The 22,556-nt window shown below is 66.4% G+C and carries 19 protein-coding genes and 1 rRNA gene; 13 read left to right on the forward strand and 7 right to left on the reverse strand.

Translation table 11 applies throughout. The annotated features are described in order from the left end of the window. The first annotated feature begins 174 nt into the window (after nucleotides 1-174). Nucleotides 175-291, forward strand: a 5S ribosomal RNA gene (rrf, locus tag LFT45_RS08565). 64 nt (nucleotides 292-355) lie between these two features. Here the strand turns inward: rrf and LFT45_RS08570 are convergent. From LFT45_RS08570 to LFT45_RS08580, 3 genes are all read right to left on the reverse strand, one after another. Further along, nucleotides 356-2,422 (reverse strand): multicopper oxidase family protein, encoded by a 2,067-nt coding sequence (locus LFT45_RS08570; protein ID WP_236807930.1) that lies wholly within the window; start codon nucleotides 2,420-2,422, stop codon nucleotides 356-358. 148 nt (nucleotides 2,423-2,570) lie between these two features. Then, on the reverse strand, nucleotides 2,571-4,484 hold the full coding sequence (locus tag LFT45_RS08575; protein ID WP_236807931.1) for a cytochrome c oxidase assembly protein: 1,914 nt from the start codon (nucleotides 4,482-4,484) through the stop codon (nucleotides 2,571-2,573). A gap of 323 nt (nucleotides 4,485-4,807) precedes the next feature. Next, nucleotides 4,808-5,785 carry a hypothetical protein gene (locus tag LFT45_RS08580; RefSeq protein ID WP_236807932.1) on the reverse strand — a complete coding sequence of 326 codons (978 nt, stop codon included), beginning with the start codon at nucleotides 5,783-5,785 and terminating at the stop codon, nucleotides 4,808-4,810. Here LFT45_RS08580 and LFT45_RS08585 point away from each other — a divergent pair. From LFT45_RS08585 to LFT45_RS08640, 12 genes are all read left to right on the forward strand, one after another. Then, the gene (locus LFT45_RS08585; RefSeq protein WP_236807933.1) at nucleotides 5,672-6,745 is read left to right on the forward strand and encodes a hypothetical protein; all 1,074 of its coding nucleotides are present in this window, start codon (nucleotides 5,672-5,674) and stop codon (nucleotides 6,743-6,745) included. The genes LFT45_RS08580 and LFT45_RS08585 overlap by 114 nt on opposite strands. 6 nt (nucleotides 6,746-6,751) lie before the next feature. Then, nucleotides 6,752-7,744: an HAD-IIA family hydrolase gene (locus LFT45_RS08590; RefSeq protein ID WP_236807934.1), complete on the forward strand. Its 993-nt coding sequence runs from the start codon at nucleotides 6,752-6,754 to the stop codon at nucleotides 7,742-7,744. A gap of 9 nt (nucleotides 7,745-7,753) precedes the next feature. Continuing rightward, nucleotides 7,754-8,026 (forward strand): hypothetical protein, encoded by a 273-nt coding sequence (locus LFT45_RS08595; protein WP_236807935.1) that lies wholly within the window; start codon nucleotides 7,754-7,756, stop codon nucleotides 8,024-8,026. Between the two features lie 2 nt (nucleotides 8,027-8,028). Beyond that, on the forward strand, nucleotides 8,029-8,841 hold the full coding sequence (locus LFT45_RS08600; RefSeq protein ID WP_236807936.1) for a TlyA family RNA methyltransferase: 813 nt from the start codon (nucleotides 8,029-8,031) through the stop codon (nucleotides 8,839-8,841). 13 nt (nucleotides 8,842-8,854) lie between these two features. Further along, the gene (locus LFT45_RS08605) at nucleotides 8,855-9,880 is read left to right on the forward strand and encodes an NAD kinase (RefSeq protein ID WP_236807937.1); all 1,026 of its coding nucleotides are present in this window, start codon (nucleotides 8,855-8,857) and stop codon (nucleotides 9,878-9,880) included. A gap of 3 nt (nucleotides 9,881-9,883) precedes the next feature. Then, on the forward strand, nucleotides 9,884-11,623 hold the full coding sequence (recN, locus tag LFT45_RS08610; protein ID WP_236807938.1) for a DNA repair protein RecN: 1,740 nt from the start codon (nucleotides 9,884-9,886) through the stop codon (nucleotides 11,621-11,623). A gap of 107 nt (nucleotides 11,624-11,730) precedes the next feature. After that, on the forward strand, nucleotides 11,731-13,488 hold the full coding sequence (locus tag LFT45_RS08615) for a CTP synthase (RefSeq protein WP_236807939.1): 1,758 nt from the start codon (nucleotides 11,731-11,733) through the stop codon (nucleotides 13,486-13,488). A gap of 47 nt (nucleotides 13,489-13,535) precedes the next feature. Next, nucleotides 13,536-14,198 (forward strand): NUDIX domain-containing protein, encoded by a 663-nt coding sequence (locus LFT45_RS08620; protein WP_236807940.1) that lies wholly within the window; start codon nucleotides 13,536-13,538, stop codon nucleotides 14,196-14,198. Then, nucleotides 14,198-15,241: a site-specific tyrosine recombinase XerD gene (gene xerD, locus LFT45_RS08625; protein ID WP_442863608.1), complete on the forward strand. Its 1,044-nt coding sequence runs from the start codon at nucleotides 14,198-14,200 to the stop codon at nucleotides 15,239-15,241. The genes LFT45_RS08620 and xerD overlap by 1 nt, the downstream gene beginning before the upstream one ends. A gap of 54 nt (nucleotides 15,242-15,295) precedes the next feature. Beyond that, nucleotides 15,296-15,787 (forward strand): 8-oxo-dGTP diphosphatase, encoded by a 492-nt coding sequence (locus tag LFT45_RS08630; protein ID WP_236807941.1) that lies wholly within the window; start codon nucleotides 15,296-15,298, stop codon nucleotides 15,785-15,787. Nucleotides 15,788-15,861: 74 nt separating this feature from the next. Further along, the gene (locus LFT45_RS08635) at nucleotides 15,862-16,446 is read left to right on the forward strand and encodes an RNA polymerase sigma factor (protein WP_236807942.1); all 585 of its coding nucleotides are present in this window, start codon (nucleotides 15,862-15,864) and stop codon (nucleotides 16,444-16,446) included. Between the two features lies 1 nt (nucleotide 16,447). Beyond that, complete coding sequence (locus LFT45_RS08640; RefSeq protein ID WP_236807943.1) at nucleotides 16,448-17,965, forward strand: hypothetical protein; 1,518 nt, start codon at nucleotides 16,448-16,450, stop codon at nucleotides 17,963-17,965. A gap of 78 nt (nucleotides 17,966-18,043) precedes the next feature. Here LFT45_RS08640 and LFT45_RS08645 read toward each other — a convergent pair whose 3' ends face one another. The 4 genes from LFT45_RS08645 to LFT45_RS08660 form a co-directional block, all read right to left on the reverse strand. Continuing rightward, on the reverse strand, nucleotides 18,044-19,195 hold the full coding sequence (locus tag LFT45_RS08645) for a bifunctional 2-methylcitrate synthase/citrate synthase (RefSeq protein ID WP_236807944.1): 1,152 nt from the start codon (nucleotides 19,193-19,195) through the stop codon (nucleotides 18,044-18,046). Nucleotides 19,196-19,266: 71 nt separating this feature from the next. Beyond that, nucleotides 19,267-20,172 (reverse strand): methylisocitrate lyase, encoded by a 906-nt coding sequence (prpB, locus tag LFT45_RS08650; protein WP_236807945.1) that lies wholly within the window; start codon nucleotides 20,170-20,172, stop codon nucleotides 19,267-19,269. Continuing rightward, nucleotides 20,173-21,693, reverse strand: coding sequence for an MmgE/PrpD family protein (locus tag LFT45_RS08655; protein WP_236807946.1), 1,521 nt, complete (start codon nucleotides 21,691-21,693; stop codon nucleotides 20,173-20,175). Beyond that, entirely contained in the window at nucleotides 21,686-22,342 is a 657-nt protein-coding gene (locus LFT45_RS08660; protein WP_236807947.1) for a GntR family transcriptional regulator, read from the reverse strand. Before LFT45_RS08660 ends, LFT45_RS08655 begins: the two co-directional genes overlap by 8 nt. Nucleotides 22,343-22,556 lie beyond the last annotated feature (214 nt).

Genomic DNA, 22,556 nt, shown 5'->3' on the forward strand with positions numbered 1-22,556 from the left:
CATGGGGGCGGTACAAAGAAACAAGACTGCTTGCGTCCACTATGTGGTTCCCAACCAACAAACCCGCCACCGGGCTTTGGTTCAGGAACCAACCAATAACTGAATACAACACCACAGTTGTAACACCACAAGATTTCCCACCCCCAAGAACACCGGGGGGACGGGACACAGGGTTACGGCGGTCATAGCGTGGGGGAAACGCCCGGTCCCATTCCGAACCCGGAAGCTAAGACCCACAGCGCCGATGGTACTGCACCCGGGAGGGTGTGGGAGAGTAGGTCACCGCCGGACAACCATTAAAACGGTCGAGAGCCCCAACCAGACACCCTGGTCGGGGCTCTCCCGCATTTAAGCGTTAGCTGGTCCTTACACTCGCGGTCGCTGCCCCGCCGAGGCTCGATTCGGCCTTGACGGCTGTGACCTGCTTGCTTGATCCGGGCTTGGCCGTGAACGTCCAGGCTCCAAGCGAGTTGGCCTTCACCGTAGCCAAACGTGTGGAGGCGCGGCCCGGCGTCACGTCGTACAGCACCACGGTAGCCGAAGTTGCCGCCGTCGATCCGGCGTACTTGGAAGTTCCGCTGAAGGTCATGTCCTTGCTCAGGCGGTGCCGGGAGGAGGTGATGGTCACCACGTCCTTCTGTCCCGCAGGTACCGCAGCCGGGACAGGGGCGGGGGCGGGGACAGGGGCGGGGGCGGGCGCCGGCTGCGATGCCACCGGCGGTGCAGGCGGGGCGGTGGTTACTGGCGCAGCCACCTCCGTCGGCTGGGTGCTGGTTTCCGGTGTCTCTGCCGTGTCCTGTGCCTCTGCCGTGCCTTGTGCGGGTGCAGTCTGGCCGATCGGATGCGGCCGGACCGCTTCGACAGGATGATTGGGGTCTACGTCGTTCGTGTCGAGGCCAACGCTGAACTGGGCCATCATGTCATGGTCCTCGTGAGGCAGGTTGTGGCAGTGGATCATGTAGCGCCCACGGTGATGTTCGAATTTCATGAGCAGCCGGACCGTCTCACCCTCGCCCACGTAGACCACGTCCTTGGGTCCGCGTTCGTGGGCCATCGGAGCCTGTCCGTTGCGGCTCAGGATCTGGAAGTCCACCAGGTGGATGTGGACAGGATGGAACCAGCCACCCGAGCTGTTCTCTATCTCCCAGATTTCCACATCGTTCAATTCCGGATCAGCGAGGACCTTCTTGTAGCCGCTCTGGACCACTTCGTCCCAGGTCATGCCCCCGATTGTCCAGACGTCGTTGTCCCGTTTCACCCGCATGCGCCGGGTTTTGACGGACTCTGCGGCTTTGAGGCTCATGGTGGAGCTCGGGGCGAGGAGCGTCGGCAGCACCCTGGCGCCGGGTCCGGATGTGTCGACAGGTTCGTCCGTCACATCGAAAGCCATGATCCTGTTGGTGAAGTCGTAATCAACATTGTTCTTGTTGGACAGGTTGCGCAGTTCCACCCGCTTGCCGACGGGATACTTCGAAAAGTCGATGAGAACCTCGTAGCGCTCAGCGCCGCCGTGCCGCCAGGACGTCACGCTCTGTGCGGCAGGCATCAGGCCTCCATCTGTTGCAACGATGGTCATGGGGTCCCCCGTACTCAGGGAGAAGCGGTAGGAGCGCGCAATGGACGCATTGAGGATACGGAAGCGATAGATCCTCCGCTGGACCTTCATCACCGGCCAGGGCGCACCGTTGACAAGAATGACGTCGCCCCACAGCCCGGAGTGCGTGTTGTCGTTGTAACCCAGGGAGCCGTTGGCGGCGAACATCGCGTCAGAAACGGTCAGCGGTACATCGAACTTGCCCTGCGGAAGAATGTTGCCTTCCACCTCGTCGTGCAGGTGATACTGGGCGGCCAGCCCGGAGTAGACGCTCTGGCCCGTATTGTGTACCGCGTGGTCGTGGTACCACAGGGTCCGTGCCGGCTGGAAGTTCGGGTACTCGTAATCCTTGCAGTAGTCTCGGCCCGTGAGGTCGTTAGCGTAGCCGTCGAACTGCGGCAGCGACGCCGACCCGTGCAGGTGGGTAGAGGTATCCAGCCGGTACCCCCACTGCGGATGAAACAGCGGCAGCACGTTGTCCATTTCCAGGGTGATGCGTTCGCCCTGGTTCACCTTGATGGTCGGGCCCGGAAATGTTCCGTTGTAGCCGAGGATAGGTGTGCTGAGGCCAGGCACGATGTTGGCCAAAGCTGCCTTCTGTTGGATCTGGTACAGGTGCCTCTTCTGGCCGTCCGGGTCCACCACGGTGCTCTTGGGCTTAAGCACGTAAGGAATGGGAAGTGCCCTCTGGTATGGCTTCGGCATGTTGCGGGATGCCAGCTGGCTTGCTGACTTGGCGTTAACCGACGTCAGCGGGACGGCCAGGCCAAACGCGCCGATGATTCCCACTCCACCTATTTGCAGTGCCTGACGGCGTGTAACTGACACGACTACCTCCGAGGTCGTTAGAAAGTCCAATTGATTTAGTTGAAGGATGTAATACCTACCCTGCGGAAACCTTGAGGCTGTGAGGGGTGGCAGTGGCCTTCTTTGGGTGGAAGCCACCCAGGGGAACACCGTTGGGGACAGGGGCCGATCAGGATTCTGAGGACATCACAAGGTCGTGGGCGCGCTCAGAAGCGGAACGGTTCCGAGCTCCCGCGTCGCGGTGTCGGCGAGCCTGGAACAGCACAGCCGCGGCCGCTACAAGTAGCGTGCCGGCAGCGATGATCCACATGGCCATGCCCGCAGGCTCCACGAGCGCCAGAACAGGCTGGTCCCATGGCTGGCCCGCGGTGACCACCCATTCCTGCCGGCGGGAATCGGGAAGCTGGTCTGCCTGTTGGGCAAGGGCCCAGCCGTGCACCGTGTAGAGCGCGGCCACGGCACCTATCGTCAGCAGCCTGGAAGCCAGTGACGGCGCTGGACCGTCAGCGGCGCGGGGGGCCAGGGAAGCCGTGAAGAGGGAGCCGGAAAACAATGCCAGCAGGGCCATGCCCTGATACCCGAACTGGGTGCGTGACGAGTAGTCCAGTAAAGGCGTGTAGTACAGGACCGCCATTACGGCCGCCAGGCCGGCGGCTGCGAAGTAGGGCGCAGACGCGGCGCTCAGAACCGGACGCAGCGTCGTGGTAAGAGCCTCGGCACCGCCTATTGTTCCGTCCTGCCTGGGCGCAACGGCGAGCCGGGCCAACGTCAGCGGGGCGCCGGGAACCAGCAGGAGTGGAACGACCGCGATAAGAAACATCTGGGTCACGACGTGCGCGCTGATCAGATACTCCTGGTAAACGCGGAGTCCTCCGTTGGTGACCAGGAACAGCAACGCGACTCCGGTGAACCAAAGGCCGGCTCGGTAGGCAGGCCAGTGCCCGCCACGGTTCCGTATGCGCCGTACTCCGGCCGCATACAGGAACACCGCGACGGCGCAGAGGAAGATCCAAAGGGCGTCGGGCTTCCAGCTGCTGAACACATCCACAACACCCGGAACGCGCAGGGATACCTGGGCCGGTGCGGCCTGCGAGACCGTTGGCGGCGGAGTGCGTGCCAGGGCCGCAGCGAGTCCCGATCCGGCTGCCATGACGGCGAGCTCGGCCACAGCCAGGGTTGCGAAAGCGGTCCGTGCCTTGCCCGGGGTCGATTCCAGCTTCGTGAGGATCCACCTTCTGTGCAGCGCCCCGAACAGGCCCAGAAGTCCCAGAACGGCGGTCTTGGCCAAGAGAATCAGGCCGTACTGTGAAGCCAGCCCCTGAACTGTTCCGATGCCTGTTAGCCCAGCCGCTACACCCGAGAGTGCCAGGGCAAGGAAGGACAGCAGCGCCAACGTGGAGTAACGCCGGACCGCAACCAGCAACTCCGTTCCCAGCGTCCGGCGCAGCAGGACGAGGGCTGCCAGACCGCCGATCCAGATGGCTGCAGCGGCCATGTGCATGACCACCGAAACCGTGCTGTCGGCATGGTTCGCGCCGCCCGCAGCATGGGAGTTCAGAGCCAGTGGTATCAGCCCCGAGGAAGCCAGCACAGCCGTGACGGCAACAGCCAGCTGTCCCTGGATGCCAAAACACAGGAGCGCCACGGTTGCCGTGATCAGGACTGTTAGCGCGCCTCTGCGGCCAGCATCAACGTCCGTCAGGAAACTGACAAATATCGCCCCGGAACCTTCCGAAAACAATGGCAGGTTAGCCAACGAGTGAAAGGTGAGAACGCTGATGGCGGCTGCGGCTGCTGTCCAGAGCACAGCAGAAACACCGGCAAGGGCCAGTGCCTTCGAGAACGCTCTTCCCTTTGGGGGCAGGGCAAACAGCGCCAAAGCGAGTGGCCCGACAGTACCGGCGGCGGCGACATTGAAAATAAGTTTGGCAACGGGGAGCCCCCAGATGACCGCTGCGCCGGTCCGGTCCAGGAGCGCTGCTTCTTTGCCTGCCTGGGTCGAGTAGGCAATAAACAGAGCCAATAGCCCGCATGCCAGGATCATGGCAGCAGCGGCCACCGGCTTCGTCCGTGATTTCTTCATGGTTCCCCCTTGGCGGATGCTGTGAGGGCCAGTCTTGCCACGCCTCCTTGGATTTTCCCTGTGGGCTGGCGCGTTCAGCCGGACGTGCGAAAACGCGAATGGCCGCAGCGGCCCGGCAGTCCTCGGCGGGCAGGCCTTTCGTCGGCACATACTCTGTGAGGATGCACACGCCTGCCCGTGGAAGGCCCTCGCCGTTAGTGGCTGGCACCGGCTCTCACCTAGAATTGCTAGAGATATGCGGACACCGGATGCTTCACCACGGGTCGCGCAGGACAACCAAACACGGACAAGAGCGGCTGCACATCGCGCCAGTGGTCAGCTCACTACAGGAGGAATCCACCATGGCTGAGCACAAGGGCGGCGGTTACCGCGGCGGAAATGACCGGGGGGACTCGGGAAGCAACCGGGGACGGCAGGGGGGCCCGTTTAGGGGGACCAACAATTCCGGCGGGGATCCCCGGGGCTTCCGCGCCCGTGAAGGCCGCGGTTCCAGCGGTGACCCTGAGCGTAAGCCGTTTGGTGATCGCCCACGCCGCGAGGGCGAGGGTGACCGCCGCAGCTTTGGTGGCGGGGAGCGTAAGCCGTTCTCTGATCGTCCGCGCCGTGAGGGCGAGGGTGACCGCCGCGGTTTCGGTGGCGGGGAGCGCAAGCCGTTTGGTGATCGTGACCGTAAACCGTTTGGTGATCGTCCGCGCCGTGAAGGCGAGGGGGACCGCCGCAGCTTTGGCGGTGGCGAGCGTCGTGAAGGCGGGGGCGAGGGTGACCGCCGCGGTTTCGGTGATCGCGACCGTAAGCCGTTTGGTGATCGTCCGCGTCGTGAGGGCGACGGCGATCGCCGCAGCTTTGGTGACCGTCCGCGCCGTGAGGGCGAGGGTGACCGCCGCAGCTTTGGTGGCGGGGAGCGTAAGCCATTCTCTGACCGTCCGCGCCGTGAGGGCGACGGCGACCGCCGTAGCTTTGGTGGCGGGGAGCGTAAGCCGTTTGGTGACCGTGACCGCAAGCCGTTTGGTGACCGTCCGCGCCGTGAGGGCGACGGCGACCGCCGCAGCTTTGGCGGCGGAGAAAACCGCCGCCCGTTCGGCGACCGCCAGGACCGTGCACCCCGCGAGGACCGCGCCCCCCGTAGCTTCGACCGCGGCGACTCCGGCCCCCGCCAGTTCGGCCGCGACAGGGCTGAGGACCGCCCCGTGCGCGTACCCAACGCCCGCGACCTTCGCAGCGCGAACCGCCCGGACCGTGAGCGTTCGCCCGAAATCGATGAGGACGTCACGGGCAAGGAACTTGACCGCGCCACGCAGCACCAGATCAAGACTCTGGAGGCCAACAGCGCGGAGTGGGTGGCCCGCCACCTGGTGATGGCCGGACGGCTCATCGACGACGAGCCCGAACTGGCCTTCCAGCATGCCCTCGCAGCCAGCCGCCGCGGCGGACGCCTTGCCGCCGTCCGCGAGGCGGTGGGCCTGACGGCTTATGCCGCCGGACACTACGGCGAGGCCCTGCGCGAGTTCCGCACCTATCGGCGGATCAGCGGTTCCAACGTCCACCTGCCCGTCATGGCGGACTGCGAACGTGGCCTGGGCCGGCCCGACCGCGCCCTGGACGTCGTCCGTTCCGAAGAGGCCCAGGACCTCGACGCGCCCGGCAAAGTGGAACTGGCAATTGTCGCCTCCGGTGCCCGCGGCGACCTTGGCCAGCTGGACGCCGCCGTGGCGGAGCTGGAGATTCCGCAGCTGGACATCAACCGCGCTTTTTCCTACAGCCCGCGCCTCTTCCGCGCCTACGCCGATGCCCTGACAGCCGTTGGCCGCGAAACCGAGGCCGGAAAGTGGCAGCGGCAGGCCGTCGTTGCCGAGGAAGCCCTCGGCCAGGGCATGGCGGAGGAACCCGACATCATCGACCTTGGCTGGGACGAGGAAGAGGAAGCCCGGGAAGAAGCCGAACGCCGGAAGCGGATTGCACATGCCGCAGGCGCGGCGGCGCAGGAGGGAACCGAGTCTTCCGACAGCCAGGCGGCCCCCGCGATCAGCGCGGAGGAGGACGCTGCCGCCCAGCGTCCCTCAGCGGACGCGGCAGAAGGAAACCTGGACGACGCCGAAGCGGATTACTTCGAATCCGACGATGCCGAATCCGACGAGGATTCCGCCGAGCCTGACGAGGAAGCCGGCGAAGCTGAAGCCGGCGATGCTGAAAACGCTGGCGCAGAAGCTGAGCACACCGAACAGCAGGATGACGACCGACGCCACGACGGCTCAGAGGACTAGCCCGGCATGAGTGATGCCCAACTGATCTCGCGGTTCGACGCGCTGCTGTCCGACCTGGACGGTGTGGTCTACGCCGGCGCCCACGCCATCCCCAGAGCGGTGGAGTCCCTGCAGCGGCTGGCCGGGATCGGCGTCGGCCTGGGTTACGTCACCAACAACGCCTCCCGCACCCCGGCGCAGGTGGCCGCCCACCTGCGCGAGCTTGGCGCCCCCGCCGAGGACCAGCAGGTGGTGAGCTCGTCCCAGGCGGGGGCCGACCTGTTGGCGTCGCTGTTGCCCCCGGGCGCTGCCGTGCTCATTACCGGAAGCCCGGCGCTGGCCCACGAGGTTGAGCTCGTTGGCCTGAAGCCGGTCCACGGCGCGCAGGACAATCCCGTGGCCGTGGTGCAGGGCTTCAACCCTGCGATCGGCTGGAAGGACCTCGCTGAGGCAGCATTCGTCCTGGCCGATGCGGACGTACTCTGGGTGGCCACGAACACCGACATGTCCATCCCGCAGGCCCGCGGGATGGCTCCCGGCAACGGAACCCTGGTGGCTGCCGTGGCCGCGGCAACCGGCCGGCGGCCGCTCGTCGCCGGCAAGCCGGAGGCTCCGCTGTTTCACGCCGCGGCCAAGCGGCTGTCGTCGGACCGGCCGCTGGTGGTCGGCGACCGGCTGGACACCGACATCCTGGGCGGCAACCGGGCGGGCTTCGCCACGGTGGCAGTGCTGACCGGCGTCGACACACTGGAAACCATCCTGGCCGCCCGGACCGACGAGCGGCCCCGCTACATCATCCGGGACCTCGCCGGCCTCTACGAGGCGTATCCGGAAATCGATAACGACGGCGGGACGTTCCGTTGCGGGAACGCCACGGCAACCGTGGACAGAGACGCCATCCGCATCACCGGGCACAAGGACAACCTCGATTCGTGGCGCGCGGCCTGTGCCGTGTGGTGGGCGGCCCGGCCCGACGCCGACAGCCCCACGGTTCCCGAACTCCACTGGCTGGATCAATAGACTGGTGCCATGCCCGAGTTGAACAACAACGCGTCGGACGGCGCAGTTCATGGCACCGCCTGGCCGGAGCCGGCCCTGCCCGGCAGCCCCGCTGGTGCCCGCGTGGCCGACCCCGCGGTGCTGGCCATCCTGGACCGGGTCCGCGAGGTCCCCGGCCTCCCGGTTTCGGAGCACCCGGCTGCCTATGCGGACATGCACGACGCCCTGCTGGAAGCCCTAAACGAAGAGCCGCAGCATGACGTGCCGCGTGAAAATCCGCAGCCTGGTGCGGGTGCCGCCTGATCATGCCCAGACTCGACCAACTGCTCGTCAGCAGGGGACTGGCGCGGTCCCGCACGCACGCCGCCCGGCTCATCGCCGAAGGCAAGGTGTCCTCCGATGGCGACGTCCTCGCCAAAGCGTCGCTGCAGGTGGGCGACGACCGTGAACTGAGCGTTGCGGAAGACGCAGCGGACGCATACGTCAGCAGGGCCGGCCACAAACTGGCCGGCGCGCTCGACGCTTTCCCCGAGGTCGCCGTCGGCGGCAAACGGTGCCTTGACGCCGGAGCCTCCACAGGCGGCTTCACCGACGTCCTGCTGCGGCGGGGAGCCGCGCACGTGGTGGCTGTCGACGTCGGGCACGGCCAGCTGGTGCCGCAGCTCCGCAGCGATCCGCGCGTGAGCGTGCACGAAGGTTTGAACGTCCGCTACATGGACGCGGGTCAGATCGGCGGCCCGGCCGAGATCACGGTTGCCGACCTGTCCTTCATCTCCCTGACCCTGGTGCTGGCCCCGCTGGCAACCTGCACCGCCCCGGGCGGCGACCTGGTCCTCATGGTCAAGCCGCAGTTCGAGATCGGCAAGGAACGGCTCGCCCGCACGGGAGTGGTCACCTCGGAGCGCGAACGGCGGCTGGCTGTCGGTAAAGTGGCGGGGGCGGCGCTCGACGCCGGCTTGGAACTGCGGGGGCTGGCCATCAGCCCGTTGCCCGGCCAGGACGGAAATGTCGAATACTTCCTGTGGATAACGCAAAGAATGTCCGAAGACTTGCCTAAGATCGAAGAGCGGGACGCAGCTGTCGCTGCGTTGCTGGGAAAGATCTGGCCGAACCACTAGAGAGCGGAACCCGATGAGCAGGCGTGTACTGGTACTTGCCCATACCGGCCGCGAGGAATCCCTAAAGGCGGCCTGGGAAGCGTGCGCCCAGCTCCACGCCTTCGGCATCATCCCCGTCATGCAGAAGTCCGAACTGGGCGACATGGAGGGCTTCTTCGGCGCCATGGACCAGCCGGTCGAGATCCTCGACGACCATATCCAGCTTCCGGACGTCGAACTGGTCATGGTGCTGGGCGGGGACGGAACCATCCTGCGGGCGGCTGAGCTGGTCCGCGAATTCGATGTACCGCTGCTGGGCGTTAACCTCGGCCATGTCGGTTTCCTCGCCGAGAGCGAGCGCGCGGACCTCGCCCAGACAGTCGAGTGGATCGCCAGCCGTGAGTACACGGTGGAGGAGCGCATGACCATCGACGTCCAGGTCTGGGTCCGCGGCCAGAAGATCTGGCACACCTGGGCGCTGAACGAGGCTGCGATCGAAAAGGGCGACCGGGAGCGGATGCTCGAACTGGTCACGGAGGTGGACGAGCGCCCGCTGACCTCCTTCGGCTGCGACGGCGTGGTGCTGGCCACCCCAACAGGGTCCACCGCGTACGCCTTCTCCGCCGGCGGCCCTGTTGTATGGCCCGAAGTGGAAGCCCTCCTGATTGTGCCCATCAGCGCGCACGCCCTCTTCGCCAAGCCGCTGGTGGTCTCGCCCCGGTCCCGGCTGGCCGTGGAAGTCCTCAACCGGACCGATGCCCTGGGCGTGCTCTGGTGTGACGGCAGGCGATCTGTGGACCTGCCACCCGGCGCCCGCGTCGAGGTCACCAGGTCAGCCACCCCTGTCCGCCTGGCCCGCACGCACCAGACCCCGTTCTCTGCCCGGCTGGTCCGCAAGTTCCAGCTTCCCATCCATGGCTGGCGCGGCCCTGTACCGCAGTCCGAGGAGATCCATACCGGTCCGGTGCCGCTTGTCCGCACGCCCCGGACCATGGCGCCGCCCTCGGGCCTTCGGCCGTCCGAACCCGGTCCAGAATCCGATCCTCCGACTGAAGAGTGAACCATGCTTGAAGAACTGAGAATCCGCGATCTCGGCGTCATCACCGACGCCACGCTGCCGCTGGGCCCCGGGCTCAGCGTCGTCACCGGCGAGACCGGTGCCGGCAAGACCATGGTGGTCACCGCCGTCGGGCTGCTGCTGGGCGCACGCTCGGACGCCGGCGCCGTGCGCAGCGGTGCCAAGAGCGCCTCTGCCGAGGCCGTGGTGCAGTTGGCTTCCGGGCACCTCGCCCTGGAACGCGCCAGGGACGCCGGTGCTGAGATTGAGGAGTTCGACGGCGGCGCGGAACTGCTGCTGTCACGCCGCCTGGGTGCCGACGGACGCAGCAGGGCCTTCCTCGGCGGGCGGGCCGCCCCAGTGGGCGTGCTGGCCGAAATCGGCGAATCCCTCGTGGTGGTGCACGGGCAGACTGACCAGATCCGGCTCAAGGGGGCCGCCGCACAGCGCGAAGCCCTCGACAAGTTCGCGGGGGACGGGCTGGCGGCGGCGCTCGGCGGATTCCAGGACCTCTACGCCTCCTGGAAATCCAGCCAGGCAGAGCTGGACTCACTCCGGAGTGCGGAGCGCGAGCGGCTCCGGGAGGCCGAGTCCCTGGAAGCCGCGCTGGCGGAGATCGACGCCGTGGACCCGCAGCCGGGGGAGGACGAGGCCCTGAAGGCCGAGGCCGTGAAGCTGGCCAACGTCGAGGAACTCCGGATCGCCGCCACCACCGCGCACCAGGCCCTCATTGCCGAGGACTTTGGCGAGTCCGGCGACGCCACGTCGCTCGTCGATGCGGCCAAGCGGACCCTGGAACACGTGGCCGAACACGATGAGGAACTCGGATCTGCCGCCGCCCGCCTCGCCGAGGTGGGATTCCTGCTCAACGACATCGCCACCGAGCTGGCCAGCTACCAGGCCGGACTCGACTCGGAGGGCCCGGAGCGCCTGGCCGAAATCGAAGAGCGCCGGGCGTCCCTGGCCAAGCTGGTCCGGAAGTACGCGCCAAGCATCGACGAGGTCCTCGAATGGGCGGAGACCGCCCGGGCCCGCTTTGACGAACTGCAGGGCGACTCCACCCGGATCGAAAACCTGGAAGCCGAGGTGGCCAGGGCCGCGGCCGAGCTGAAGAAACAGGCCGCAGCCATCAGCAAGGTCCGCGCCAAAGCAGCCAAGGACCTTTCCGCCCGGGTTAGCGCCGAGCTGAAGGCCCTCGCCATGGCAGACGCCACGCTGGTGATCACCATTGAGCCCGCCGCCCAGCTGGGACCTTACGGTGCGGACGAGATCTCCTTCCTGCTGCAGCCGCATTCCGGCGCACCGGCCCGGCCGCTGGGCAAGGGCGCGTCCGGCGGTGAGCTTTCCAGGGTCATGCTGGCCATCGAAGTGGTGCTGGCGGCCGTGGACCCCGTGCCGACGTTCGTGTTCGACGAGGTCGACGCCGGGGTGGGCGGGCGTGCCGCCGTCGAGATCGGCCGGCGGTTGGCCATGTTGGCGCGCCACGTCCAGGTCCTGGTGGTAACGCACCTGCCCCAGGTCGCCGCGTTCGCCGACCAGCACATCCGTGTGACCAAAACCTCTGTCCGCGGCTCCGACGGCTCCACGGCCAAGGGCTTCACCTCCAGCGACGTGCAGCTCCTGGACGAGGCCGAACGCGTTCGGGAACTGGCCCGGATGCTGGCAGGCCAGGAAGACTCCGAAACCGCCCAGGCCCACGCCCAGGAGCTTCTGGACGACGCCAAGCTCCTGCCCCAGCAGGCCTGAGCCCGGTGAAGGCCTGCAGCCGCGTGACAACCCCTTGCCGGGAGCGCGCGGACAGGGAAAACTGAAGCCTTTGGGGACGCATACCCGATCCGTGGAAGGCTCAATTGATGATAGGCTCGAATTCCGTGGTGCAGCGATCAAATTCCCGTGTAAATTCCCGGTTCCCGGGCTCGTCCAAGACGACCAAACACATCTTCGTCACCGGCGGTGTGGCGTCCTCGCTAGGCAAAGGACTGACGGCATCAAGCCTCGGCCACCTGCTGCGGGCACGCGGCTTGTCTGTAACTATGCAGAAGCTCGATCCCTATCTGAATGTGGATCCGGGCACGATGAACCCCTTCCAGCACGGCGAGGTTTTCGTCACAGACGACGGTGCTGAAACTGACCTCGACATCGGACACTACGAGCGCTTCCTCGACGAAAACCTCGAGGGCTCGGCCAACGTGACCACCGGTCAGGTCTACTCCACCGTCATCGCCAAGGAACGCCGTGGTGAGTACCTCGGGGACACGGTCCAGGTCATCCCGCACATCACCGATGAAATCAAGCGTCGGATGCGGCTTCCCGCCGAGGGCAAGAATGCGCCGGACGTCATCATCACGGAGATCGGCGGCACGGTCGGCGACATCGAGTCGCAGCCCTTCCTCGAGTCCGCCCGCCAGGTCCGCCAGGACATCGGCCGGACCAACGTCTTCTTCCTCCACGTGTCCCTGGTCCCGTACATCGGTCCTTCGCAGGAACTGAAGACCAAGCCCACGCAGCACTCCGTGGCCGCCCTCCGGTCCATCGGCATCCAGCCGGAAGCCATCGTGATCCGCTCGGACCGCGAAGTTCCCGATGCCATGCGCGAGAAGATCGGCCGCATGTGCGACGTCGACATCGACGCGGTGGTCAACGCCGCCGACGCCCCCAGCATCTACGACATCCCCAAGACCCTCCACACCCAGGGCCTGGACTCGTACATCGTCCGGGCGCTGGACCTGCCGTTCAAGGACGTCGACTGGACCAGCTGGGACAAGCTCCTCGAAGCTGTCCACAACCCCAAGCACGAGGTCGAGGTTGCCCTGGTGGGCAAGTACATCGACCTCCCGGACGCTTACCTCTCCGTCACGGAGGCCCTGCGTGCCGGCGGCTTCGCCAACGACGCCAAGGTCAAGATCCGCTGGGTGCCGTCCGACGAATGCGAAACCCACGAGGGCGCAGTGCGTTCCCTCGAAGGCGTTGACGCCATCTGCGTTCCCGGCGGCTTCGGTATCCGCGGCCTGGAAGGCAAGCTGGGCGCGCTGAAGTTTGCACGCGAATCCCGGCTGCCCGTACTGGGTCTCTGCCTTGGCCTGCAGTGCATGGTCATCGAGTACGCCCGCAACGTCGTAGGCCTGGAGGGCGCCTCCTCCAGCGAGTTCGAGCCGGACTCCAAGTACCCGGTCATCGCCACGATGGAAGAGCAGCTGGAATTCGTCGAGGGCCGCGGCGACCTCGGCGGCACCATGCGCCTTGGCCTCTACGAGGCCAAGCTGGACGAGGGTTCGGTCATCGCCGAGACCTACGGCAAGACCACCGTCAGCGAACGCCACCGCCACCGGTACGAGGTGAACAACAAGTACCGCGAGCAGATTGCTGCCGAGGGCCTGGTGTTCTCCGGCACGTCACCCGACGGCAAGCTGGTGGAGTACGTGGAACTGCCCCGCGAGGTTCACCCCTACTATGTGGCCACCCAGGCGCACCCGGAACTGAGCTCGCGGCCCACCAGGCCGCACCCGCTCTTTGCCGGCCTGGTGAAGGCGGCCCTGGACCACCAGAGCGGCAACGCCGGGAGCGGTTTCGAGCCCGCCGCGGCGGGCTCCGGCGAAGCCGCCGCAGAGTAGATCCCGGCAGAGTAATTTCACAGCACCCATAGAGTAAGGACGGCGCGATGCCCGGTAATTCTGAAGACACCCCTGCTGACCGGCAGGTTTCGGATGCGCCGAGCCCGCGCCGTCTGCTCTCCCGGGAGCGGGTCTACAACGGCCGGATCTGGGACGTTGTCAGCGACAGCTTCAAGCTCACCGCCGAGGGTGACCCCTTGGTCCGCGACTACATCGAGCACCCCGGTGCCGTCGCTGTGCTCCCCATGAACGCCGACGGCGAGGTGCTGCTGATCAAGCAGTACCGCCACCCGGTGGGCATGGACCTGTGGGAAATTCCCGCTGGCCTGCTCGACGTCGAGGGGGAGGACTTCGTAGTGGGCGCGGCACGGGAGCTCGCCGAGGAAGCCGACCTGATCGCCAGTGACTGGAACGTCCTGGTTGACTTTTACAATTCGCCCGGATCCTCCAGCGAGGCGATCCGCATCTACCTGGCCCGCGGCCTCACCGAGGTCCCGCATCACGAACTCCACGTCCGCACGGACGAGGAAGCGGAAATCGAGCTGCACTGGATCCCGCTGGAGGATGCCGTGGCCGCAGTGCTGGAGGGACGCCTCCACAACCCGTCCGCCGTCGTCGGAATCCTCGCGGCCGCGGCCGCGAAAGCGGACGGCTTCAGCGGGCTACGGCCGGGCGACGCCCCCTGGCCGGCCCACCCCAGCCAGCGCTGATGTCCGCGGACACGGCTGCACCGGAGAATTCATCCGCCACGGCGGACTCTGCGCTGGTAGACCCTGGTCTGGCAGACGGCGCGGAAGCGGCACCGCCACAACGGCCGCGCACCGCCATTGACCGCGGCATGACCGACTACCTGCAGCACATGGGCGTCGAACGGGGCCTGGCGGCAAACACTCTGTCCGCCTACCGCCGCGACCTCGCCCGGTACTCGACCTACCTCGCCGGGCAGGGCCTCAGCAGCCCGGCTGACATTACCCGCCACCACGTGACGGGCTTCGCCCAGGCCCTCTCTGACGGAGCTGACGGCGGTACCCCGCTGGGAGTGCGGTCCGCGGCGCGGACCGTGGTGGCCGTTCGGGGACTGCACCGCTTTTGGGCGCTGGAAGGAACGACGACGGCGGACCCCGCCAGCGATGTGCACCCGCCGATGCCTGGCAAGCGGCTCCCCAAGGCCATCACCGTGGACGAGGTCACGCGGATCCTGGAAGCCGCCGGGACAGACACCGCCACCGGCCTCCGCGACCGGGCGCTGCTCGAATTCCTCTACTCCACCGGAGCCCGGATCAGCGAAGCCGTGGGCCTGGACGTCGACGACCTCTCGGTGCAGCCCGCCGAATCCGGCCCGGCCATCGTGCGGCTGTTCGGAAAGGGCTCCAAGGAACGCCTGGTCCCGCTGGGTTCATTCGCGGCCCGCGCCCTCGACGCCTACCTGGTCCGGGGCCGCCCACTGCTCGCGGGGAAGGGCAAGGGCACCCCGGCGCTATTCCTCAACGCGAGGGGCGGGCGCATCAGCCGGCAAAGCGCCTGGACCATTTTGAAAGCCGCGGCGGACAAGGCCCAGATCACTAAGGATGTCTCCCCGCACACGCTGCGGCACTCCTTCGCCACCCACCTGCTCGAAGGCGGAGCGGATGTCCGCGTGGTCCAGGAGCTGCTTGGCCATGCCTCGGTGACCACCACACAGGTATATACCCTGGTCACCGCCGACACGCTGCGGGAAGTCTATGCCGCAGCGCACCCCCGGGCCCTGGGGTAATCCCGGCTCCTGCGTCAACGCGCGTATAGCGCCGGCACCGCTAGGCTGGTCTGCATGACTTCCGTGCCCGTAACCCTCTGCTTCCTGCTACGGGAACGCGCGGAGGCCGGGCTTGAGGTGCTCCTTGGCCTGAAGCGGACCGGCTTCGGAAGCGGCAAAATTGTTGGACTCGGCGGCCACGTGGAGGCCGGCGAGACCGATGCCCAGGCGGCGTGCCGCGAGGTGCTGGAGGAATCCGGCGTCGTTGTCCTCGAGGAGGACCTGTTGGACGCGGGCACAGTGGAGTTCATTTTTCCCTCCCGCCCTGACTGGAACATGTCCACCAGCCTGTTCACCACCCGCCGGTGGGCCGGTGAGCCCGTCGAGAGCTCAGAGATCATTCCGGAGTGGTTCCTGGTGTCCTCCCTTCCGCTGGAGCGCATGTGGCAGGATGCTGAGCACTGGCTGCCCCTGGCTCTGGCCGGGAGCGTCGTCGATGCTGTCATCACCCTGAACGGGGACAATGAGACCGTGGCGTCCGCCGAATATTCTTTCCGGGCCGTGTAACCGCCCGTGCCCTGGCGGAAACTATACGGTTAGCCTGCCAAGTCAGGACACTACTTTTTACGTTTGGGGGATACGTGGATTCGGAGCGCGAACGGGCGTTCATCGCCGTTCACAGGGACAGCTATCCGCGGATATACAGATATGTGCGGCGGCGGGTGGAATCGCCTGAGCTCGCTGAAGAGCTTGCCGCCGACGTGTTCCGCGTCGTATGGCAAAAATGGCAGGACCAGCCACGCGCGGACATCGCGTGGCTGCTGACCGTGGCGCGGAACCTGGTCGGAAACGCATACCGGAGCCGTGACAGGCAGGTGGCCCTGCAGGCAAAACTCCGGGCATCCGCCGAGCTCCGCTCCGGGACCGACTCCGAGGATCTGGTGGTCCACGACGCCATGGCCGCGCTGCGCGACAGTGAGCGCGACATCCTGCAGTTGGCCTATTGGGACGAGCTGACCATGGCGGAGATCGCCGGCGTTCTGGAGTGCAGCGAAACTGCTGCCAAAGTGCGCCTGCACCGAGCCAGGGCGGCGTTCCGCAAGCGCATGCCGGTGCCCGCGGAGTCGGGAAGGCAGAGCTCGGGAGTACAGAGCTCGGGAAGACAGAGCCCGGGCAGTCAGAACCCGGGCGGACAGAAATCCGTCACACAGAAGATGGGGGCATGAGATGGATCCGATCAAGAACATGATTTCCGGGTCAGACCCGCTCCGCAACGATCCTGCCGGTACTCCCGACGCCGATGAGGTCCTGCGCCGGGTGACCACCGATGCCCCGATATTCACGGACAGCCTGCCGGCGAACGTACTGCAGTTCGGCGACCGGAAACGACGGCGGGCCCGAGTCGCCGGTGTGCTCACCTTGGCCGCGGCAGCGGTGACCGCCGGTGTTCTGGTGGCGACGAACCTCGGATCGCTGACATCGGCCCCCGCCCCGGCGGGCACAGTTCTGCCCTCCGCCTCCGCCTCCACATCGGCGGAGCCGGTAACGCCAACGGTGACGGCTTCGCCCTCCGCGACACGGACGGCGACAGCAACGCCGGCGCCGCCCCCTCCTGCGGCCGCAGTTTCGTGGACCACCTTCACGGACGCCACCGGCCAGGCCACCTTCGAGCACCCGCTGGGGTGGACCGTGGCTCAAACGCCGGCGACCATCGCTGGTGGCTCGTACAACATCGTTGAAGTGAAGAACGCCGCCGGCAAGACCGTGGCCACACTTCGCCTCGTCTATGAAGCCACGGGTGGTCCGGTGTGCCCGGTCCCGAAGCCGTTCCAGACGCTCGACTCGGTGGTTGTCGACATTCAGCAGAAAGCGGCCAAGCTCAGGGAACACCCCCGAGGCCCGTCCGCCTTTGTCTTCCGCATAATCCAGGGAGACAAGGTCTACGGGTCCCTCGCCCTGACTGACGGAGACTTGGCTCAGCAGACCACAACCTGCGGTCTGTACAACGGCATCCTCGGCCCGGACAACGTCCCGTTCGCGCAGTTTGGCGACACTCTTTGGCTCACGGCGGACGGAAAGGACGCCCCGCTCGCGTTCGACTCGGTGGCCGAGGCCAAGGCATACATGGGAACGCAGGAGTACCGGGACCTCAAGCGCATGCTGATCTCCCTGGCGCTGCAGCCGGCCAAAACGGCGACAACAAGCAAGCGCTTCGTCAGTGAGGACGGGCAGGCCAGCTTCGTTCTCCCCGAGGGCTGGACGGCGAAGGACCTCCCGGTCGGAACGCCTGAGTACCCGGGGTCGGGAATCGCGGTTTCCGACGAAGCCGGCAAGACAGTGGCAAACTTCCAGCACTCTGCTGCCGGCGGCCTCGGCGGCGCCTGCAACGCCGGGACTTACAAGATCACCGAGCTTGATACTGACTCGTCATCCCTTACCGCAGGCTGGGCCGTCCAGCGGGGAGTCCGGTTCTCGTACCGCGTCATGGACAAGACCTCGACTGGCAAGGGTCTCAGCTACCAGATGGGGCTGGTGGACAACTCAAGCGGAGGAACGCGGGACAGCTGCCTGATGTACACAGTGGTCACGGGTGCTCCGCGGGGCATGTTGTCCTTCGCGGACCGGGCCGTCCAGGAGGCCGCCGAGCCAACATTTGCCAGCATGGCTGAGGCCAGAGCCTACATGGAGACACCGGAGTACAGGAAGCTGAAGGCTATGATCCAAAGCCTGCAGATCTCGTCCTGAACACGGCAGCAAACGACGCCGGGCCGGCCACCTCAAAAGGTGACCGGCCCGGCGTCGTACGCGTTTACGGGCGAGGGGTTACGGCACGTGCCGTTCATCCGGACCGTTGTAAGCGCTCAGCGGGCGGATGAGAGAGTTCGCGTTCAACTGCTCCATGAAGTGGGCGGTCCAGCCCGTGATCCGGCTGGCCACGAACAGCGGCGTGAACATGTTCGTGTCGAAGCCCATGAGGTGGTACGTGGGGCCGGCCGGGTAGTCGAGGTTCGGTTTGATGCCCTTGGCCTCGTCCATGGCCGATTCGAGCCCGTTGTACAGGCCCAGCAGTTCGGGCCGGCCGTAGTGGGCGATCATCTTGTCGAGTGCGGCCTTCATGGTGGGCACGCGGGAGTCACCGTGCTTGTAGACCCGGTGGCCGAAGCCCATGACCTTCTTTTTCTGGGCCAGGGCGTTTTCCATCCATGCCTTGGCGCGCTCGGCGGCTTCCTCGAGGGATTCCTCGGGCCGGATGCCGATCTCGTCGAAGGTGTGCATCACGGCCTCGTTCGCCCCGCCGTGCAGCGGCCCCTTGAGAGCACCGATGGCCCCGGTCACCGCCGAGTGGAGGTCGGACAGCGTGGACATGATGACGCGCCCGGCGAAGGTGGAGGCGTTGAAGGAGTGCTCCGCGTAAAGAATCATGGAGACATTGAAGGCCTCCACCACCTCGGCGACGGCCTCCTCGCCGAAGGTCATCCACAGGAAGTTGGCCGAGTATCCGAGGTCGTCCCTTGGCTCCACCGGTTCAACGGGGCCTCCGGACGCGTGACGGCGCCGCTGGTCGTATGCCACCACGGCAGGCATCGCGGCAAACAGGTCCAGGGCCTTGGACATGTTGGCCTCCCGGGAGGAATCCTCTGCGAGACTGTGGCGGGCGCCCATCACCGATGCAGCGGTCCGGCAGACATCCATGGGGTGCGACGTCGTCGGCAGGGCATCAATCACCTGCTTGACTACGGGGTCCAGCCTCCGTCCGGCGCGTTCCCTGGCCGTGAAGTCAGCCAGCTCGCCGGAGGACGGCAGCTCGCCGTTCCACAGGAGGTAAGCGACCTCTTCGAAGCTGCACCTGGCGGCGAGCTCTTGGACGGGATAGCCGCGGTACAGCAATGAGTTGGTGTCGGGATTGACCTTCGAGACTGCGGTGTAGTCCACCACGACGCCGTCGAGGCCCTTCTTGATCTCTGCTTCAGCCATGCTGAACTCCTTCGTTCCTTGCGTCCGATTACCGGCCGGAGGGGCCGGTGGTCCTGCGGGGATTTTGGGTGTCAGTCGGTCCCGGGGATCCGGAAGTTGAAGACACCGGTGTCAAAGCGGTTGTAGGCCTCGTAATCCACCAGGTCGTACAGCCGCGCGCGCGTCAGCATGCTCCCTACCTGCGCTTCCTGCGTTCCGTCAGCCTTAATTGAGTCCAGCGTACGCTCAGCCGCCCCCATGGCACTACGGAGCAGGGTCACCGGATAAATCACCATGTTCACGCCCGCATCCTGCAGTTGGTCCACGGTGAAGAGGTCGCTCTTGCCGAACTCGGTCATGTTGGCCAGGATCGGCACGTCGACGGCGTCGCGGATGGCCTGGAACTCCTCCAGCGTGGCCATGGCTTCGGGGAAGATCGCGTCGGCGCCGGCCTCCACCAAGGCCCTGGCCCGGTCCTTCGCCGCGTCCAGACCCTCCACCGCACGGATGTCGGTGCGGGCCATGATCAGGAAATTCGGGTCCCGCCGCGCATCTGCCGCGGCGCGGATCCGCTTGGTGGCGGTGTCCAGGTCCACGACGTTCTTGCCGTCCAGGTGGCCGCAGCGCTTGGGGTTGAACTGGTCCTCGATGTGGCAGCCGGCGAGCCCGGCGTTTTCCAGTTCCTGCACGCTGCGGGCCACGTTCATGGGTTCGCCGAAGCCGGTGTCAGCATCCACGATGGCCGGCAGATCGGTCATCCTGGCAATCTGGCCGGCTCTTGTTGCGACCTCGGTGAGGGTGGTCAGGCCGATGTCGGGCAGGCCGAGGTCGTTGGCCAGGACGGCGCCGGAGATGTACACCCCGGCGAAGCCCTTCTCCTCGATCAGGCGGGCCGATAGCGGGTTGAACGCTCCGGGGAACTGCTGGATGGTTCCGGAAGCCAGCAGTTCACGGAAGCGCACCCGCTTCTGTTCGGGGGTGGCAGCGGAGTAAAGCATTTAGAACAGCCCCTTGGGCGCGGCGCTGAAATCGATGACGCCGGGCGCCGCAGTGATGTTGAGCTGGTCCAGCTCGCCTGCCCCCAGTTCCGGGAGGCGTTCGACGGCGGCAAGGAACCTTTCGATTTCATCCTCCGTCACCAGCCCGGCAGCCAGCGTCCGGAACTTATTGACGTACTGCTCGCGGGTGAAGGGCCGGGCGCCCAGCGGGTGGGCGTCGGCGACGGCGATCTCGTCGCGGATGACGGTGCCGTCGGACAGGGTGATTTCCACCGAACCGCCAAAGGCCTTTTCGCTGATGTCCAGGGAGTGGTACCGGCGGGTCCACTCCGGGTCCTCCACCGTGGACACCTTCTGCCACAGCTCCACCGTGTCCGGGCGGCCGGCGCGGTCGGGGGAGTAGGAATCCACGTGGTGCCAGGCCCCGTCCTGCAGCGCGACGGTGAAGATGTACGGGATCGAGTGGTCCAGGGTTTCCCGGCTGGCGGTGGGGCTGTACTTCTGGGGGTCGTTGGCGCCGGAGCCGATCACGTAGTGCGTGTGGTGGCTCGTCTTGATCAGGACGGACTTCACGTTGGCGGGATCGGTCGCCTCGGGGTGTTCCCTGTTCAGCTTGCGGGCAAGGTCGATCCACGCCTGCGCCTGGTACTCGGCCGAGTGTTCCTTGGTGTAGGTGTCCAGGATGGCGCGCTTGGCCTCGCCGGGCGTGGGCAGGGGTACCTCGTAGGAGGCGTCCGGGCCGTCCAGCATCCAGGCGATCACGCCGTCCTCGCCTTCGTAGATCGGTACCGGGGAGGTCTGTCCGCGCATGGACCTGTCGACGGCTTCGACGGCCATTTTCCCTGCGAAGGCCGGGGCGTGCGCCTTCCAGGTGGAGATCTCGCCCTTGCGGGACTGCCGCGTGGCGGTGGTGGTGTGCAGGGCCTGCCCCACGGACTGGAAGATGGTTTCCACGTCCAGGCCCAGGAGGGTGCCGATGCCGGCCGCCGCGGCGGGGCCGAGGTGGGCCACATGGTCAATCTTGTGCTTGTGCAGGCAGATCGCCTTCACCAGGTTCACCTGGATCTCATACCCGGTGGCAATGCCGCGGATCAGGTCCTGGCCGCTGGAGCCCACGTGCTGGGCGACAGCGAGGATCGGCGGGATGTTGTCGCCCGGGTGCGAGTAGTCCGCGGCGAGGAACGTGTCGTGGTAGTCCAGTTCCCGGACCGCCACGCCGTTGGCCCATGCTGCCCACTCCGGGGAGACACGTTCGCCGATGCCGAAGACCTTGGCCCCTTTACCGCCGCTGGACGGGGCGTGCGTGAGCGCCTGGGCTCGGGCCGCAACGATCGGAGCGCGGTTCAGAGAGGCGATGGCGACGGAGGCGTTGTCGATGATCCGGTTGATGACCATGTCCGTGACGTCGGCGGTAACCGCTACCGGGTCGGCGGCGACTACGGCGATCTTGTGGGCGAGCTGATCCTCGCGGGGGAGGTTTTCCTCGCTCTTGTACACGTGGACGTGGTGTTCCTTAACCATGGGACTCCTTCTGGGCGGATGTGTGGGCGGCTTTGACATGGGAAAGACTGCGGTGCAGATGGACGGTGGTGGCTGCTTCGGCAAGCTTTGAGTTGCCTTCGGCGATGGCTTCGGCGATGGCGGCATGTTCAGCTGCTGCGGCTGTGAGCCGGGCGTGGTCGTCGGCGGCTAGCCTGCGGACCCGGACAAGGTGGACGCGCAGGCTCCGCATGGCCTGTGCCAGGTAGGAGTTTGCGATGGCAGCATCGATGGCTGCATCCAGGCGGCCGACAAGCTCGTAATAGTCGTGGCGGGCGGGATCCGGGGAGCTGAGCAGGGCGGGCGCGTCCAGCAGCTCGCTCTGGAGCTGGAGGAAGATGTCGGCATCCCCGCGCTGGGCTGCCAGTGCGGCAGCTTTTCCCTCGAGGGTTTCACGGAGTTCGAACAGCTCGTCGATGTCCTCCAGTGAGATATCGGTGACGACGACGCCGCGGCCGCCCGCCGTCGTCAGCCCTTCCGCCGTCAGGCGGCTCAGCGCCTCCCGGAGCGGGGTGCGTGAGACGCCGAGGCGTTCGGATTGTTCGACTTCGGCGAGTACGGTGCCGGGGAGGAGGCGCCATTCGATGATGTCTTCGCGCAGCGCGGCATAGGCCCTGTCACTGGCGCGCATCTTGCCTCCTCTCTTCGCTTGAATCTATCCCGAGTGTATACAGAGGGCGCGCTTTTGCCTAGCTCACCCCGGCTTTTCTTCACCGGACTGCGCCGCAGTGTATACAAACCTGCGGCGGGAGGCACCCTGAACTGCTATCGAGTTTTCGTTCTTGAGCGGCCGAAGAAAACTTCCCGATCCGGCCCGCTTGTGGGGCCAGATCCGCCCCTTTAAT

It is taken from the genome of Arthrobacter sp. FW305-BF8, from assembly GCF_021789315.1.
Classification (GTDB): Bacteria; Actinomycetota; Actinomycetes; order Actinomycetales; family Micrococcaceae; genus Arthrobacter.